Here is a 15,850-nt window from a genome sequence, read left to right on the forward strand (position 1 = left end):
CTCAGCAATTACCTGGACAGCGTAACTCGATAACTCCTATCGGGCTAGTAGGAAATACGTGAGCCCGCGTGAGTCCGGTCTCAGCGGTGTGCCGACTCGTGCTCCAGCAGCCACCGCTTCACGTCGAGGCCCCAGCGGTAACCGCCCAGGCTGCCGTCGGTGCGCAGTACCCGGTGGCACGGCACGATCAGCGCGATCTGATTGCGGGCGCAGCCCTGGGCCGCCGCGCGCACCGCCGCCGGGCGGCCGGTCAGCTCGGCCAGCCGGGTGTACGAGACCGGCCCGTCCAGCGTGCGCAGCATGTCCCAGCACTGCTCCAGGTAGACCGTGCCGTGCTGGTTCACCGCGATGCCGTCCAGGGCGGCCACGTCGCCGTCGAAGTAGGCGCGCACCGCGGCCACCGCCGATGCCGGCACCTCGCCGGGCGTCGCCCACTCGGGCGGCAGGCTGCTGTCGAAGGCGGCCGCGGTGACGGCCGTGCCGTCGCCGGTCATCGTGAACGGGCCGGCCGGGGTGTCAATGGTGATCATGATGCTCTCCAGAGTCGGATCTGCGCGTACGAGCGCCAAGGCCGCCAGCGTTCGGCGTGCCGGGCCAGGTCCGCGGGGTCGTCGGGCAGGCCGAGCGCCTTCGCGCCGCGGCGGGTGCCCAGGTCGGTGGTCAGAAGTACGTCGGGGTCGCCCAGCGCACGCAGGGCGATGTAGTCGGCGGTCCACGGCCCCACGCCGGGCAGCGCCAGCAGCGCCTCCCGCGTCGCGGCCCGGTCGCTGCCCGCGTCGAGCCGCAGCCCGTCGCGCACCGCCTCGGCGACCGCGCGCAGGGTGCGCCGCCGCGACGCCGGCATCGAGAACGCCTCGTCGGGCAGCAACAGCAGCTGCTCCGGGGTGGGGAAGACGCTGGTGGGCAGCCCTGGCCGGTCCGCCGTCCCGGCTGCGGGCGGGCAGAGCCGGGCCAGCACGGTACGCGCGCCCGCCACGCTGATCTGCTGGCCGACCACGGCGCGCACCGCCATCTCGAACCCGTCGACGCTGCGCGGCAGCCGCACCCCCGGTTCGGCGGCGACGACCGCGGCCAGCGCGGGATCGGCGGCCAGCGCCGCGTCCACGGCGGCCGGGTCGGCGTCGAGGTCCAGCAGGCGGCGGCACCGCGCGACCGCGGGCGTCAGGTCCCGCATGTCCGACAACCGCAGCTCGGCCTCGATGAAACCGGAGCCCGCGCCTGTCCCGTCGTCGCGTGCTGCGCCGGTGCCGGGCCACAGGGTGACCGTCGCCGGGCCGTGCGGCAGGCGCAGGGAGCGGGTGTACCGGCCGTCGGTGTAGCTGTCGACGCCGGTGATCGTGCGCGCGCCGAGGAAGCCGAACAGGGCTTCGGTATGCAGCGGCGCGCGGTAGCTCAGTCGCAGCGGCACCACCCCGTCGACCGGGGTGTCCGCCCGCCGCAGCGTCGACGGCGCGCAGCCGTACACCTCACGGAACGTGTCGTTGAACTGCCGGATGCTGCCGAATCCCGCGGCGAACGCGATCTCCGACAGCCCCAGCCCGGTCTTCGTGATCAGCGTCTTCGCCGTCTGTGCCCGCTGCGTCCGGGCCAGTGCCAGCGGCCCCGCCCCGAGTTCCTCACTGAGCAGCCGATTCAAATGCCGCTCGGTATACCCGAGCCGCGACGCCAGCTCCGGCACCCCGCCCCGATCCACCACCCCGTCCCCGATCAGGCGCACCGCCCGCGCCGTCACATCAGCCCGGCTGTCCCACAACGGCGACCCCGGCACCGCGTCCGGCGCACACCGCCGACACGCCCGGAACCCGTTCCGCGCCGCAGCCGCCGCACTGGGGAAATACTTCACGTTCTCCGACTTGGGCGTCCGCGCCGGACAAGACGGCCGACAATAGATCCCCGTCGAAGTGACCCCGAACCAGAACCGCCCGTCGAACCGAGAATCCCGACTGCTCACCGCCCGGTAATAACTCTCCACACCCCCACCCTGCCCGCCGCCCACCCCGCCCCGCTAGCGGAAATCGGACCTCACCCTGTCCGGCGACGATCTTGCGTGAACTGTGGGTACGACACGCCTATAACGGGCAAAAGGGCAACAGTTCTTGCAAGATCGTCGCGATCTCGGCGATCGGGGTCACGGGGAGAGGGCGGGGAGGAGGGAGGGGAGGGGTGGGTCAGTAAGCTTTGGTGTCGTGAGCCTCAGCATCGGCATCGTCGGCCTGCCCAACGTCGGCAAGAGCACCCTGTTCAACGCGCTGACCCGCAACAACGTGCTCGCGGCGAACTACCCGTTCGCCACGATCGAGCCCAACGTCGGCGTCGTCGGGCTGCCCGACCAGCGGCTGGACAAGCTCGCCGAGATCTTCTCCTCGCAGCGCATCCTGCCCGCCCCGGTGAGCTTCACCGACATCGCGGGCCTGGTCAAGGGCGCCTCGAAGGGCCAGGGCAAGGGCAACGCGTTCCTCGCCAACATCCGCGACTGTGACGCCATCTGCCAGGTCGTGCGCGCCTTCAGCGACCCGAACGTGGTGCACGTCGACGGCAAGGTCTCGCCGAAGGACGACATCGAGACCATCAACACCGAGCTGATGCTCGCCGACCTGCAGACCATCGAGAAGGCGCTGCCTCGGCTGGAGAAAGAGGTCAGGGTCCGCAAGGACCGGGCCGGCATCGTCGCCGCCGCGAAGGCCGCCCACGCCGTGCTGGACAGCGGCACGACGCTGTTCGCGGGCGCGGCCAAGGCAGGCATCGACCTCGCCGAGCTGCGCGAGCTGCACCTGATGACCGCCAAGCCGTTCCTGTACGTCTTCAACGTCGACGAGGCCGAGCTGCACAACGCCGAGTTCCTCGACGAGCTGAGGGCCCTGGTCGCCCCGGCCGAGGCCGTCTTCATGGACGCGAAGATCGAGTCCGAGCTGATCGACCTGTCGCCCGAGGACGCGGCCGAGATGCTGGAGTCGATCGGGCAGTCCGAGCCCGGCCTCAACCAGCTGATCCGCGTCGGGTTCGGCACGCTCGGCCTGCAGACCTACCTCACCGCGGGCCCGAAGGAGGCGCGCGCCTGGACCGTCCCGGTCGGCGCGACCGCCCCCGAGGCGGCCGGTGTCATCCACACCGACTTCCAGCGCGGCTTCATCAAGGCCGAGATCGTGGCGTACGACGACCTCGTCGAGCACGGATCCATGGCGGCGGCGAAGGCGGCCGGCAAGGTCCGCATGGAGGGCAAGGAGTACGTCATGTCCGACGGCGACGTCGTGGAGTTCCGCTTCAACGTGTAGCTGAGTCCGTGGGCCCGGCCACGACTTGGTCGAGCTCGCGACGAGGGGTCACGAGATCCGTGGGCGGCGGAGTGTGCAGGCCGGCGATGTGGGGGCGCGACGCGACGAGGCCGAAGTCAATCAACGCGCGGGTTTGGGTGTCGGCCAGCTCATAGAGCTTCTCCACCACGATCCGAAGCTCCGTCACGTCCGGCTTGTACCTGTATTCGGCGATGTAAGCGGCGATGGCGCTCCGCCGCGGCCCGTCGAGCCGAGGGTGCCCCTCCCACGGGTTTCCGGCCTTGACCTTGTTGCAGGGTTCGCAAGCCGGGACGATGTTGCCCCAGGCGTGCAGACCGACCGCGGTGCGATTGATCGGCACCACGTGTTCCGCCACCAGCGCCGCCGCGTCGCCGCAGTAGGCGCAGGAGTTGCCGAAACGGGACAGCAGTGAAGTAGGCATGCTTCCGAAGAGCGGGAGGCCCCGGTTCTGGTCGTACTGGCGCCCCGCTTGTTCAAGGAACAAACGCACGACCCGGTTCGGTACATCGGAGTAGCTGCGAAGCGCCATGTGTCATGGGTACCACCGCTTGCGCCTCGATGGTCGCCTGCCCGCGTCGCCCGTACCGAAACGGTGAACGTCGGCGGTGCTTCCTTCGTCCAGACCGCCGGGCTCGCAGCTATGCGGCACGCTGCTGGTTCTCCCACGGCTTCGGGATGGCCTCAAGTCGTGCTGTCTGCGCCAGGTAACGACGGACTGCCACTTCGTCGCCACGCTCGCGAGCGGTGTCAGTCCAACCTTGGATTTCCGCCACCCACCGCTCATGCTCGGCACGGGTCGCCTCATCGATCGCTCGGATCACGTCCATGCTCAGCCTCCCAACCGCTCGTCGAGCTGACCCAACGCATGCCCGTTGGCTTCGATTCTGGCCCGGTGAAAGGGTCCGCCGTGACGACACGCAACGAGGGCTCGGCACGCGGAGCTGTCCTACGCCCGCCACAGCTGGGGCTCGTGCCACGTGCCCTCGGCTGACGGGGCAGCTCTCCGCAGGTCGAGCGGGGGGGCCACGCGGCTCGGTTCCCGCTGACGCTCACGAAGAAGCGCAGCGGAGCAGTTAGGTGGAGCACGCGGGGCGGCGAGCGCGGCGACGCTCGCCTAACGTGACCGCCATGCACGTTCTGTGTACACGGGGAATTCGGCGGTTGGAAGAGGTGCACGAGTGAGCGCCCAGCGGTCGGTTCTGGCGGACGAGGGCGAGGCCGAGGGTTCTGCCGGGACGGCACAGCCGCTGGTGCCCAGCCAGGCCCGGCCTGCCGTCCGATCCGACGACGGCAGCGTCGCCAGGCCGGGCCGACCCGCCCGGATCTGGTCGTACGCCTGGCTGCCGCTGCTCGCCTACCTGCTCGGCCACCTGCTGCACGGCGCTGCCGCGTACTGGTTCGGGTTCGACTGGCTGAGCACCGACTCGCGTATCCGCTGGGACGGCGGCATCTATCTCGGCATCGCGGAGACGGGTTACAGCGCGGGCCCGTGCGCGCAGGTCTATCCGGCCGGCCCCAACCCCGACGGCCTCTGCGGCAACGCCGGCTGGTTCCCACTGCTGCCGTACCTGGTGCTGGCCCTGATGAAAGCAGGCCTGGGCTCGGCGACCGCCGGTGTCCTCATCGTCGAGGCGTGCGCGCTGGGCCTGCTGGTCGCCCTGTCGCGGCTGCTCGACCCGGCCCGCACCGCGGTCAAGGTCGCCTGCCTGGCGGTCGCGGCACTGCTGCCCAGCGGCGTGTACTTCCACGCGACCTTCCCGATGTCGCTGGCGGTGCTGCTGATCCTGGTGACGTTCCTGCTGCTGGTACGCGGTCGCTGGGTGCTCGCCGGGCTGACCGGCATGGTCGCCGCGACGGCGTACCCGCTGGCCGTGCTGCTGGCCCCGGCGGCGGTGGTGTTCCTGCTGATCCCGCCCGGCAGGTGGGCCCGGCGCAGACTCGCGATCGCCGCGTACGTGGGCGGCCTGACCGGCACCGGGGTGCTCGCCGTCTTCGGGGTGATGCACCTGGCCACCGGCAGGTACGACGCCTACCTGGCCATCCAGTCCAGCAACTACGGCCACGGGGTGCACAACCCGATCACGACGTTCCTGACCTTGCTCGAATGGCAGCCGGCCACGGTCTCCGCCGAGCTGCTGTTCAGTACCGGGCTGGTGCTGTTCGCGGCGGTGGCGCTGGCGGCCGCCGCGGTGCGTCGACAGGCGACTGCGCTGGACTGGACACTCGGCGCGGTGTACGGCCCGCTGCTGCTGATCGCGCCGCTGGTCGTCGGAGCCGGTCAGGCCCAGTTCCGGTCGCATACGCTGCTGCTGCCGGTGGTGCTGCTGCTGCGGCACCTGCGCTGGCCGGTGGCGGCGGGGCTGGCTGCCCTTGGGTCGCCGCTGGCGTTCCTGATGACGGGGCTGTTCCTGACGCGGGCGCTGGTGTGAGCGGCCTTGTCAGCCCTGCCGGTTACGCAGGACGTAGCGCAGGAAGCCGCTGTGCGGGGTGTAGCGGTCGTAGAGGGCCCGCGCCCGGTAGTTGTTCTCGCGGGTGCTCCAGTACAGCGTCGCCCAGCCCCGGTCTCTGGTCTGTGCCCACAGCCAGTCGATCAGCGCCGCGCCGGTGCCGCGGGCGCGGGCAGCCGGGTCGACGTACAGGTCCTGGAGGTAGCAGGACAGGGTGAGCGCTGAGGTGTTCTCGTGCAGCAGATAGTGGGCGATCCCGACGACCTTGCCGTCGGCCTCCGCGACGATCGCGTGCACGGGCACGGTGTCGTCGAAGATGCGGGCCCAGAGGTGGCGGGTGATCGCCTCGGCGGGTTCGCGTTCGTAGAAGCGGGTGTAGCCGTCCCACAGCTCGCGCCAGCGGCTCTCGTCGGCGAGTGTGACGGGCCGGACGGCGAGGTTCATCGCGGGTCCTCCGCTGGCGTGGCCGGACGTCCTGACGTGATCTCGGCGAGCAGCCGCGAGGCGTCGGCCAGGCGGCGCTCGTGCAGGGCGTCACCGGGGCGGCCGAGGTCCGAGAACCGTTCGGCCGCCTCGCGCGCAAGGTCCACGGCCTGCTCGTCGCCCTGCCGGTGCCCGGCGTACGCCGCCGTGTAGCAGGCCAGCGCGATGCCTTCGCCGCCTGGGAGGATCTTCTCCTGGTCCAGCCGGCGGAACGTCTCCAGCGCGGTCCGCGCGGCGACGCGGCCGTCGAGCCCGCTGTCCGTCTGGGCCAGGGCGAGCGCCGTATAGGCAAAGCCGCTGCCCGCCTGCATGTACGGCACCGGCTCCGGCGGAGCGATCGAGGCGAGGTGCACCGCACGCGTGGCCATGGTGAGCGCGGCCGGGGTGTCGCCGGTCCGGCGCAGCACCATGCTGGTGTTCGCGGCGAACAGTGCGCGGACGGTGAGCGCTTGGTCGGCGTGGTCCGCCGCGTCACCGGTCAAGACTGCCTGCCGCAGGTGCGCGAGCGCCCGCTCGTCGTGGCCGAGCCTGGCCAGCGTGCGGCCGAGCACATAGAGGACCTGTGCGTGCCGCAGGTCGTTCGGATGGAGCCGGGCGCTGAGTTCCGCGGCCTCGGTGGCGGCGGCGAGGGCGGCGTCGGTGTGCCCGGCGACCAGCGCTTCGCTGGCGTAGTGGCCGAGCACGCCGACGAGCACCGTCGCACGGGCCGGTGTGGAGCGCCTGTGCCGTAGCCGGGCGATCTCCCTGGCCAGTCGCGTGAGGCCCGCGTCGGTGCGGCCGCTCTCGATGAGCTTGGCCGCACGCTCGACGCGCCGGGTGTGCCTGCGGTGGGCCGAGCGGGGCAGCAGCGCGAGGATGGCGAAGAGCACCAGCAGGAGGAGGCACAGCAGGCCTGGTCCCATGAAGAAGAGCTCGAAGAGATCCGCGCCGGAGGGCATGGGCGCTGAGCCTAGCTGTCCGGGCGGGAGGGCGGTGCCCCGTGTGGCGGTGCGGTGCGGTGTGCGGGGTCGTTACTGGTTGAGTGACTGGTAGGCGGCCTCGACGCGGGCGGCCATGCCGATCTCGGCGGAGGTGAGTGCACCGTTGTCGCCGGCGCAGAGCTGGATCTGGGTGCGGCCGTCGAGGCGGCGGATGTGGGGGCGTACGCCGAAGGTGTCCGCCGCGACCGAGATGCGCTCGGTCAGCACGGCGTGTTCGGTGTCGTCGAGGGGGAGGGTGCGTTTGAGGCAGTCGCCCTCGTGCACCCATCCGGTGAGCTGGGAAAGTGCGTCGCTGATGTAGTCGCGTCGTCGGCCCCGTTTCCAGACCGCGCTCATCCGCACCTCCGATACCTCCCACGCGGTGATATCGGCTTGTGGCCGAATCTTGTCCGCACCGACACTTCGGTGAGACCTATCCTGCCCTCTATCGCGGCGTGTGTCCACGCGAACAAAACCGACTTCCTGCACTTCACGGGACGCTGTGTGCAGCGCGGACTCGCTTGGTGACACCGCGTTCACCACGAACCCGGTTTGTCTGGCACGCTGTCCGCCGTGCCTAATTTCTCCTCCGAGATCCGAGTCATCGTCGGTGCTGCCATCATCGCCGATGGGCGGGTGCTGGCCTGTGAGCGTTCCGAACCGGCCGAGGTGGCCGGACGGTGGGAGTTTCCTGGCGGAAAGGTGGAGCCGGGTGAAACGGAGCATGACGCGCTCGTGCGCGAATGCGAGGAGGAGCTGGGTGTGCTCGTCGAGGTCGGCGAGCGCGTCGGCCAGGACGTGATGCTCGGGCACGGCCGCGCCGTGCTCAAGGTGTACACCGCTCGCCTGGTCAGGGGCGTGCCGCAGCTGATCGAGCACGCGGAGTTCCGCTGGCTGGCCGCGCACGAACTGCACACCGTCCAGTGGCTTCCCGCCGACGCCCCCATCGTGGCGGCCCTCCCGAAGTTCATGGGCGACGGCGCCTAACCCCACCCCCCACCCCCCAAGGTCGCGACGATCTTGCGCGGACTGTGGGTATGACACGGGTGAAACGGTCATATCCATAACAGCTCACGCAAGATCGTCGCGATCTTCGCTTTGAGCGGGGTTCAGGGAGGGGTGAGGAGGGGGCGGAGGGTGGTGAGGATACGGGCGGGGTGGCGGTAGAGGTCGGCGTCGGTGAAGTGGCGCATGTGCCAGCCCTGGGTGGCGAGCCGGTTGCCGCGGTGGCGGTCGTGGCGGATCCGGTCGCGGGTGAGGCGGGAGGAGCCGTCGTACTCGATGCCGACCTTGAGTTCTTCGTAGCCCCATGTCGAGGCGGATGTGGCCGACCTGGAGCTGTGGTTCGGGGTGGGGGAGCCCGCCGTCGATGATGACGAGGCGTAATTGGCTCTCCTGGCGGCACTCCGCGCAATAGACGCCACGCCAGGGCCGGTGCAGATCACCACGGCGGTACGCGGTCCGCAGCACCTGCGTCGACGCCCCCGCCGCACGCAACTGCCGAAGCGTTCCAGGAACAGACATGCCCCGCAGGCTGCCGCCGACCCAGCCTCAACTCCACCGCCCCCACCCCACGCCTGTGGACAACCCCACCCTTGTGGACAACCCCCGCCCTACCCCGCCCCTGTGCTACGGCCCCACGCAAGATCGCGACGATCTTGCGTGAACTGTTGAGGGTATGACCGATTTGCACGTGTCATACCCGCAGTCCACGCAAGATCGTCGCGATCTTGGTGGTGCGAGGGGGTTAGCGCTCGGGGTGGTAGTAGTTCAGGGTGTTGGGGTTGATCGGGAAGGTGATGTCGTCGCCGAAGGGGGAGGCGGCGGCGGCACGGTCGGAGAGCATTTCGTTCAGGTTTACGTGGCCTGCGGCGTTGACCTCGGCGGGCTGAGGGGGCCGGGTTTCGCGGCCGAAGTCGACCGGGGCCTGGCCGTCGGCGACCGTCACGGGGCCGGCGTGCACGGTGGGGCCGGCGGGCACGGTGGCGGCCAGCTGGTCACGGCGGAGAATCTTGCGTCCGAATACCACCAGCGGATCATACCGACGGTCCACGACCCGTTCCTTCATGGGGATGATGGCGTTGTCGGTGATCTTGATGTGCTCGGGGCAGACCTCGGTGCAGCACTTGGTGATGTTGCAGTAGCCCAGGCCCTGGGACTGCTGCGCGATCTCCTTGCGGTCGTGCCGGGCGTCGAGCGGGTGCATGTCCAGCTCGGCGGCGCGGATGAACAGGCGCGGGCCGGAGAAGGCCGGCTTGTTCTCGTCGTGGTCGCGTACGACGTGGCAGGTGTTCTGGCAGAGGAAGCACTCGATGCACTTGCGGAACTCCTGCGAGCGCTCCACGTCGATCTGCTGCATCCGGTACTCGCCGGGGGCCAGGTCGGCGGGCGGCGCGAACGCGGGCATCTCCTGTGCCTTCTGGTAGTTGAAGGACACGTCGGTGACCAGGTCGCGGATGACCGGAAAGGTCCGCAGCGGGGTGACCGTGATGGTCTCGTCCTCCTCGAAGGTGGACATCCGGGTCATGCATCCGAGGCGGGGCATGCCGTTGATCTCCATCGAGCACGAGCCGCACTTGCCGGCTTTGCAGTTCCAGCGGCAGGCCAGGTCGGGCTCCTGGGTGGCCTGCAGCCGGTGGATGACGTCGAGCACGACCTCGCCCTCGTTGACCTCGACCTTGTAGTCGTTGAGCTGGCCACCTGCGGCGTCGCCACGCCAGACCTTGAATTGCCGGACTGTCACGACAGCTCCTTGTCGGTCATGTACTTGGCCAGCTCGGACTTGTCGAACAGGGCGAGCAGGTCGGGGGTCATCGTGGGGATCGGCTGGTGGGTGAGGTCCACGTCGCCGTCGGGGGTGAGCGAGCAGACCAGGTTGACCTGCCGCCACTTCGAGTCCATCTTCGGGAAGTCCTCGCGGGTGTGGCCGCCGCGCGACTCCTCGCGCTCCAGCGCCGCCTTCGCGGTGCACTCCGACACGACCAGCATGTTGCGCAGGTCGAGGGCGAGGTGCCAGCCCGGGTTGTAGCGGCGGCCGCCGGCCGCGCCGACCTTGCGGATGCGCTCGCGCAGCTCGGCCAGGCGGGACAGCGACTCCTGCAGTTCGCCCTTGCGGCGGATGATGCCGACCAGGTCGCCCATCACATCCTGAAGATCACTCTGCAGGGTGTACGGGTTCTCCCCGCCGTCACGCGCCAGCGGCGTGAGTGCCTCCTCGACCGCCGCGGCGACCTGCTTGTCGTCGACCTTGGGCCGCTTGGGGCCGAGGGTGTCGGTGTAGCCGGCCGCGTACTCGCCCGCGCGCTTGCCGAAGACCAGCAGGTCGGACAGGGAGTTGCCGCCGAGCCGGTTGGAGCCGTGCATACCGCCGGAGACCTCGCCGGCCGCGTACAGGCCGAGCACGCCCGCGGACGCGGTGTCCGGGTCGACCTCGACGCCGCCCATCACGTAGTGGCAGGTCGGGCCGACCTCCATGGGCTGCGTCGTGATGTCCACGTCGGCCAGTTCCTTGAACTGGTGGTACATGGACGGCAGCTTCTTGAGGATCTCCGCGGCGGGGCGGCGCGAGGCGATGTCGAGGTAGACGCCGCCGGCCTTGGTGCCGCGACCGGCCTTGACCTCGGAGTTGATGGCGCGGGCCACCTCGTCGCGGGGCAGCAGCTCGGGGGGACGCCGGTTGTTGTCCGGGTCGGTGTACCAGCGGTCGCCCTCTTCGGGAGTCTCCGCGTACTGCTTGCGGAACACGTCCGGGACGTACTCGAACATGAAGCGCTTGCCCTCGGAGTTCTTGAGGACGCCGCCGTCGCCGCGCACCGACTCGGTGACCAGGATGCCCCGCACCGACGGCGGCCACACCATGCCGGTCGGGTGGAACTGCAGGAACTCCATGTTGATCAGCTTCGCCCCGGCGCGCAGCGCCAGCGCGTGGCCGTCACCCGTGTACTCCCACGAGTTCGAGGTGACCTTGTAGGAGCGGCCGACGCCGCCGGTGGCCAGCACCACGGCGGGCGCCTCGAACAGCACGAACTCGCCGGACTCGCGGTGGTAGCCGAACGCGCCCGCGATGCGCTTGTCGCCGCCGGTCTCGTCGAGCAACAGCTCGGTGATGGTGCACTCGGCGAACACGCGCAGCCGCGCCTGGTAGTCGCCGTGCTGGACCTTGTCCTCCTGCTGCAGCGACACGATCTTCTGCTGCAGGGTGCGGATCAGCTCCAGACCGGTGCGGTCGCCGACGTGGGCCAGTCGCGGGTACTCGTGGCCGCCGAAGTTGCGCTGCGAGATCTTGCCGTCCTTGGTCCGGTCGAAGAGCGCGCCGTACGTCTCCAGCTCCCAGATCCGCTCCGGCGCCTCCTTGGCGTGCAGCTCGGCCATCCGGTAGTTGTTCAGGAACTTGCCGCCGCGCATGGTGTCGCGGAAGTGGACCATCCAGTTGTCGTTCGAGTTGACGTTGCCCATCGCGGCCGCCGCGCCGCCCTCGGCCATGACCGTGTGGGCCTTGCCGAACAGCGACTTCGAGATGATGGCGACCTTCTTGCCGGCGAGGCGGGCCTCGATCGCGGCGCGCAGACCCGCGCCGCCGGCGCCGATCACGACGACGTCGTACCAGTGCTTCTCAATGTTGATCATTTTTGTGCCACCTATCCCGGCTCAGCCGATGAACCGCAGGTCGGACCACCAGCCGGCGGCGAGACCCATGATGTAGAAGTCGGTGAGCGCCAGCGTCGCCAGCGTGATCCAGGCCAGTCCCATGTGCCGGGTGTTCAGCACCGAGACCCAGGTCCAGATCTTGTAGCGCACCGGGTGCTTGGAGAAGTGCTTGAGCCGGCCGCCGACGATGTGCCGGCAGGAGTGGCAGGAGGCGGTGTACGCCCACAGCATGATCACGTTGATCCACAGGATCACGTTGCCCAGGCCGAACCCGAAGCCGCTCGGGGAGTGCATGGCCAGCACGGCGTCCCAGGTGTTGATGAGCGAGATCAGCACGGCGGCGTAGAAGGCGTAGCGGTGCGCGTTCTGGAAGATCAGCGGGAAGCGGGTCTCGCCGGAGTACTTGGCGTGCCCGTCCGGCACCGCGCAGGCCGGCGGCGACAGCCAGAACGACCGGTAGTACGCCTTGCGGTAGTAGTAGCAGGTCAGCCGGAAGAGCAGCAGGAACGGCAGGGACAGCGCCGCGAACGGGATCAGCGGGTTGTCCGGGATGAACCGTCCGAACTCGGCGGCGGCCGGGTAGCAGCCCTTCGAGACGCAGGGGGAGTAGAACGGGGTCAGGTAGTGGTACGCGTCGACCCAGTACAACTTCTGCATGAACACCCGGAACGTCGCGTAGGCGACCCAGGCGGTGAGACCAATGACCGTCAGCACCGGTGCGAGCCACCAGCGGTCGGTGCGCAACGTCTTGGCCTCGATCGCGGCGCGCGGTTTCGCGCCGGCCGGCCTCGTTGCCGTCGTCGTCATCTTCGTCGCTCCCTGAGGTACGCAGTCGTGGGAACACGTGCGTGGATCAATCACGGACACGTTACGCCGAAAGATGTCGATCATGTGACTCGGGACACTGTGATGTGTCGCATCGCGGCCTTGCCGGGCCCGCTCACCAGCGGTGACACCCATTGCCGAGCCCTTTTCGCGACCTGCCGCACCGCGCGGGCACGGTGCATGTGAAACGGCTGCTCGTTTCGGGACGCTCAAGCGTCCCGAAACGAGCAGCCGTTTTCCGCACCATGTGCCATCGGCGGACCTGGACGGTGGCCGTGCTGCGCCCGGTCCGGCCGGGACGGCGCGGCGGATCAGCCGCTGGCGTTGCCGGTGATGTTCCAGGAGGCCAGGTGCAGGGCCGGGGCGGTCCACGCGCCGAGGAACACCCGCGACGGCTGAGGCACCGCATCCGCGCCCACGCCGAGCACCGCGCCCGGCCCCAGGGCCTGCGGATAGAGCTGGGTGAAGCGCATGTTGCGCACCGGCCGGGTGACCTCGCCGCCCTCGATCAGCCAGACGCCGTTGCGGGTCAGGCCGGTGAGTGCCAGCGTGCGCGGGTCGAGCACCCGGGTGTACCAGAGGTCGGTGATCAGCAGACCGCGTTCGACCCGCGAGGTCATCTCCTCGGCGCTGCTGCCGCCCGGCGCGAAGCCGAGGTTGTTGAGCATCGGGCCCCAGGCCGCGCTGCCCGCGTGGCCGGTGGAGGCGGCCCCGGACACCGCGGCGGTGCGCCGGTCGTGCGCCAGCGCCGTGGTGATCCCCTTCTCCACCAGCGCGAGCCGGGTACGCGGGGTGCCCTCGCCGTCGAACGGCTCACGCGGGTCGTCGTACAGGCTGATCGCCTCGTCGAACTGCGCCGCGCCCAGCTCGGCGAACGAGCGCCGTTCCTGCACCGCCTTGGCGTTGAAGCCGAACAGGGCGAAGTTGGTGAGCAGGTCCGCCACGGCCTCCGGTTCGAGGATCACCTCGTACCGGCCCGGTGGCAACTCCACCGGGTCGGCCTGTGACCGGGCCTTGGCCGCGGCGCGGGTGCCCAGCGCCGCACCGTCCAGGTCGGACAGGCGCACGCTGGAGCGGCGGGCCACCCCGTCCGCACCGGCGTCACGCGCGATGCCGTCCAGCTCCGCGGTCGTGGCCTGCGCGGACAGCGACTGACCCGCGGAGTTGCGGTACGCCCCGGACCAGTGGCCGGTCTGGCAGTAGCCGGCCGTCTCCAGGCCGCCCGCCGCGTCGACGAAGTCCCGCACCCGCGCTGCCCGGTCGTCGGGGGAGGCGTTCCGGGTCGCTTCGTCCACCACGCCGGACAGGGCGAGCGGCGACGGCGGGGCCAGGCCGGGCCAGCCCGGATCGCGGGGGGCCGAGCGAACCGCGGCGGCGGTCCGCGCCACCAGCGAGGTCAGCCCTTCCGGGCCGGTCAGCGTGGTGGTCGTGGTGACCGTACGGCCGTCGAGGTGGGCGCGCAGCCGCACGGTGACGGTGTCCTCGGCGACGTTCTGGTGGATGCGCGAGTTCGCGAACCGGGTCAGCGCCCGGTGCACCGCGTCCGCGGTGACGTCCACCTCGGCCCCGGGCAGTGCCCGCACCGCGAGCTCGAGCACCTGCTCAGCAGTGGTGGTGACACTCATGCCCGCACCCCCACTCGCACGTTCTGGAAGCGGGCCGGGGCGGACGGGTGGCCGGTGTGGCCGACCTGCGTCGGCTGGCCCTTGCCGCAGTTCGGCGTGCCCCAGTATTCGATCTCGCTGGACAGCATGTCCATCGACTGCCAGAACTTCGGCCCGATCCCGGTGTACGTGGGATTGCGCAGCATCCGGCCCTTCTTCCCGTTCTTCACCTCGTACGCGATCTCGCAGCCGAACTGGAAGTTGAGCCGCTTGTCGTCGATGGACCAGGAACGGTTGTTCTCCATGAACACGCCGTCGTCGGTCTCGGCGATGATCTGCTCCAGGGTGTGCGGGCCGGGTTCCAGCCCGACGTTGGTCATCCGCACCATGGGCAGCCGGGCCCAGCCGTCGGCCCGTACGCTGCCGCCGTAGTCGAGCCCGGCCAGGGCCGCCGAGTCGCGCCCGGCCAGCACGCCGACCCATACCCCGTCCTTGACGGCGTAGCGCTTGGCCGCGGGGGTGCCCTCGTCGTCGAAGCCGAAGCTGCCCAGCGCGCCGGGCAGGGTCGGGTCGATGGTGATGTTCATCAGCTCCGAGCCGTAGCGCAGCGAGCCAAGCTGGGACAGGTCCAGCCAGGAGGTGCCGGCGAAGGCGGCCTCCCAGCCGAGGATCCGGTCCAGCTCGATGGCGTGCCCGACGGACTCGTGGATCTGCAGGAACAGCTGCTCGCCGCCGAGGATCAGCGCGGTCTCGCCGCTCGGGCATGTGGGCGCGGACAGCAGTGCCCGCGACTCGTCGGCCAGGCGCGGCGCGTGGGCGAGCAGGTCCAGGCCCTGCACGAGTTCCCAGCCGCGGGTGCCGTACTGGCCGCGGGCGGCGGGGTAGGAGCGCACCTGCGTCTCGCCCTCGCCGATCGCGGTGGCCTGGATGCCCGCCCCGCACTCGCGTACGTGCTGGTCGATGCGGTGGCCTTCGCTGGAGACGAACCACTTGCGGGTGTCCCAGACCTGGTACACCCCGGTGGCCTGGTCCGCGCCGTGCTCGACCATGGTCTTGGTGGCGTGCGTGAGCAGGTCACCCTTGTCGGACAGCGGCACGGCGAGCGGGTCGATCAGGCATTCGCTGGCCCAGGTCGCGGTGCTGGCCGTCGTCGGGACCAGGTCGACGCCCGGCCCGGCGACCCGGGCGCTGGCCTTGGCGATGGCCGTGGCGCGGGCGCCGGCCAGCCGGGCCGCGCTGTCGGACAGGTCCGGTACTGCGTAGAAGCCCCAGCTGGAGCCGACGAGTGCGCGTACGCCGAGGCCGGCGGACTCGTCCGAGTTCAGGTCCTCGACCTCGCCGTTGCGGGCCTCCATGGACTCGTATCGCTTGTGCATCACCCGCGCGTCGGCGTAACGCGCGCCCGCGTCCAGGGCCGCCGCCACCGCCGCCTCCGCGACGTCGAAAAAGCTCATGATCGCCACCCTAGTCCGAGAGCGACCGGTCCGACGCCCCTGCGTCGTGATCGCCCGGATCGCCGCGATGCGCACTGTTCACCGGATCCGCGTCGATCGACCTGCGCACACGCTGCCCGCACGGTCCGCGTCGATCGT

The 15,850-nt window shown here is 70.2% G+C and carries 16 protein-coding genes; 3 read left to right on the forward strand and 13 right to left on the reverse strand.

Going from position 1 to position 15,850, the window contains the following annotated elements; genetic code table 11:
* Positions 1–80: 80 nt before the first annotated feature.
* Together FLL47_RS20960 and FLL47_RS20965 are read right to left on the reverse strand one after the other, a co-directional pair.
* A complete protein-coding gene (locus FLL47_RS20960) occupies positions 81–530 on the reverse strand; it encodes a methylated-DNA--[protein]-cysteine S-methyltransferase (protein ID WP_144122228.1) in 450 nt (149 codons plus the stop codon).
* Positions 527–1,972 carry a DNA-3-methyladenine glycosylase 2 family protein gene (locus tag FLL47_RS20965; RefSeq protein ID WP_144122229.1) on the reverse strand — a complete coding sequence of 482 codons (1,446 nt, stop codon included), beginning with the start codon at positions 1,970–1,972 and terminating at the stop codon, positions 527–529. The genes FLL47_RS20960 and FLL47_RS20965 overlap by 4 nt, the downstream gene beginning before the upstream one ends.
* A 214-nt stretch (positions 1,973–2,186) precedes the next feature.
* Here FLL47_RS20965 and ychF point away from each other — a divergent pair, with 214 nt between their 5' ends.
* Entirely contained in the window at positions 2,187–3,272 is a 1,086-nt protein-coding gene (gene ychF, locus FLL47_RS20970; RefSeq protein ID WP_144122230.1) for a redox-regulated ATPase YchF, read from the forward strand.
* On the opposite strand, the gene FLL47_RS20975 is transcribed toward ychF, so the two are convergent.
* Positions 3,262–3,822 carry an HNH endonuclease gene (locus FLL47_RS20975; protein ID WP_144122231.1) on the reverse strand — a complete coding sequence of 187 codons (561 nt, stop codon included), beginning with the start codon at positions 3,820–3,822 and terminating at the stop codon, positions 3,262–3,264. The genes ychF and FLL47_RS20975 overlap by 11 nt on opposite strands.
* Before the next feature lie 109 nt (positions 3,823–3,931).
* The gene (locus FLL47_RS20980) at positions 3,932–4,120 is read right to left on the reverse strand and encodes a hypothetical protein (protein WP_144122232.1); all 189 of its coding nucleotides are present in this window, start codon (positions 4,118–4,120) and stop codon (positions 3,932–3,934) included.
* A gap of 351 nt (positions 4,121–4,471) precedes the next feature.
* Between FLL47_RS20980 and FLL47_RS20985 the strand changes: the two genes are divergently transcribed.
* Positions 4,472–5,722 carry a hypothetical protein gene (locus tag FLL47_RS20985; RefSeq protein WP_144122233.1) on the forward strand — a complete coding sequence of 417 codons (1,251 nt, stop codon included), beginning with the start codon at positions 4,472–4,474 and terminating at the stop codon, positions 5,720–5,722.
* Positions 5,723–5,731: 9 nt separating this feature from the next.
* Here FLL47_RS20985 and FLL47_RS20990 read toward each other — a convergent pair whose 3' ends face one another.
* The 3 genes from FLL47_RS20990 to FLL47_RS21000 form a co-directional block, all read right to left on the reverse strand.
* Positions 5,732–6,184, reverse strand: coding sequence for a GNAT family N-acetyltransferase (locus FLL47_RS20990; RefSeq protein WP_144122234.1), 453 nt, complete (start codon positions 6,182–6,184; stop codon positions 5,732–5,734).
* Positions 6,181–7,161 (reverse strand): hypothetical protein, encoded by a 981-nt coding sequence (locus tag FLL47_RS20995; protein ID WP_144122235.1) that lies wholly within the window; start codon positions 7,159–7,161, stop codon positions 6,181–6,183. The genes FLL47_RS20990 and FLL47_RS20995 overlap by 4 nt, the downstream gene beginning before the upstream one ends.
* A 72-nt stretch (positions 7,162–7,233) precedes the next feature.
* Positions 7,234–7,539 (reverse strand): 4a-hydroxytetrahydrobiopterin dehydratase, encoded by a 306-nt coding sequence (locus FLL47_RS21000; RefSeq protein ID WP_144122236.1) that lies wholly within the window; start codon positions 7,537–7,539, stop codon positions 7,234–7,236.
* A 216-nt stretch (positions 7,540–7,755) separates the two neighbouring features.
* Between FLL47_RS21000 and FLL47_RS21005 the strand changes: the two genes are divergently transcribed.
* Positions 7,756–8,169, forward strand: a complete 414-nt coding sequence (locus FLL47_RS21005) for a (deoxy)nucleoside triphosphate pyrophosphohydrolase (RefSeq protein WP_144122237.1) — start codon at positions 7,756–7,758, stop codon at positions 8,167–8,169.
* 122 nt (positions 8,170–8,291) lie between these two features.
* Here FLL47_RS21005 and FLL47_RS21010 read toward each other — a convergent pair whose 3' ends face one another.
* From FLL47_RS21010 to FLL47_RS21035, 6 genes are all read right to left on the reverse strand, one after another.
* Positions 8,292–8,606 carry a hypothetical protein gene (locus tag FLL47_RS21010; RefSeq protein WP_186315815.1) on the reverse strand — a complete coding sequence of 105 codons (315 nt, stop codon included), beginning with the start codon at positions 8,604–8,606 and terminating at the stop codon, positions 8,292–8,294.
* A 323-nt stretch (positions 8,607–8,929) separates the two neighbouring features.
* The gene (locus FLL47_RS21015; protein ID WP_144122238.1) at positions 8,930–9,925 is read right to left on the reverse strand and encodes a succinate dehydrogenase/fumarate reductase iron-sulfur subunit; all 996 of its coding nucleotides are present in this window, start codon (positions 9,923–9,925) and stop codon (positions 8,930–8,932) included.
* On the reverse strand, positions 9,922–11,808 hold the full coding sequence (locus tag FLL47_RS21020) for a fumarate reductase/succinate dehydrogenase flavoprotein subunit (protein WP_144122239.1): 1,887 nt from the start codon (positions 11,806–11,808) through the stop codon (positions 9,922–9,924). Before FLL47_RS21020 ends, FLL47_RS21015 begins: the two co-directional genes overlap by 4 nt.
* A 21-nt stretch (positions 11,809–11,829) precedes the next feature.
* Entirely contained in the window at positions 11,830–12,636 is an 807-nt protein-coding gene (locus tag FLL47_RS21025; protein WP_144122240.1) for a hypothetical protein, read from the reverse strand.
* A 329-nt stretch (positions 12,637–12,965) separates the two neighbouring features.
* Positions 12,966–14,279: a TldD/PmbA family protein gene (locus FLL47_RS21030; RefSeq protein ID WP_144122241.1), complete on the reverse strand. Its 1,314-nt coding sequence runs from the start codon at positions 14,277–14,279 to the stop codon at positions 12,966–12,968.
* Positions 14,276–15,712, reverse strand: coding sequence for a TldD/PmbA family protein (locus FLL47_RS21035; protein WP_144122242.1), 1,437 nt, complete (start codon positions 15,710–15,712; stop codon positions 14,276–14,278). The genes FLL47_RS21030 and FLL47_RS21035 overlap by 4 nt, the downstream gene beginning before the upstream one ends.
* Between the last annotated feature and the right edge of the window lie 138 nt (positions 15,713–15,850).

The sequence above is a fragment of the Catellatospora sichuanensis genome (assembly GCF_007483665.1).
GTDB lineage: Bacteria > Actinomycetota > Actinomycetes > Mycobacteriales > Micromonosporaceae > Catellatospora > Catellatospora sichuanensis.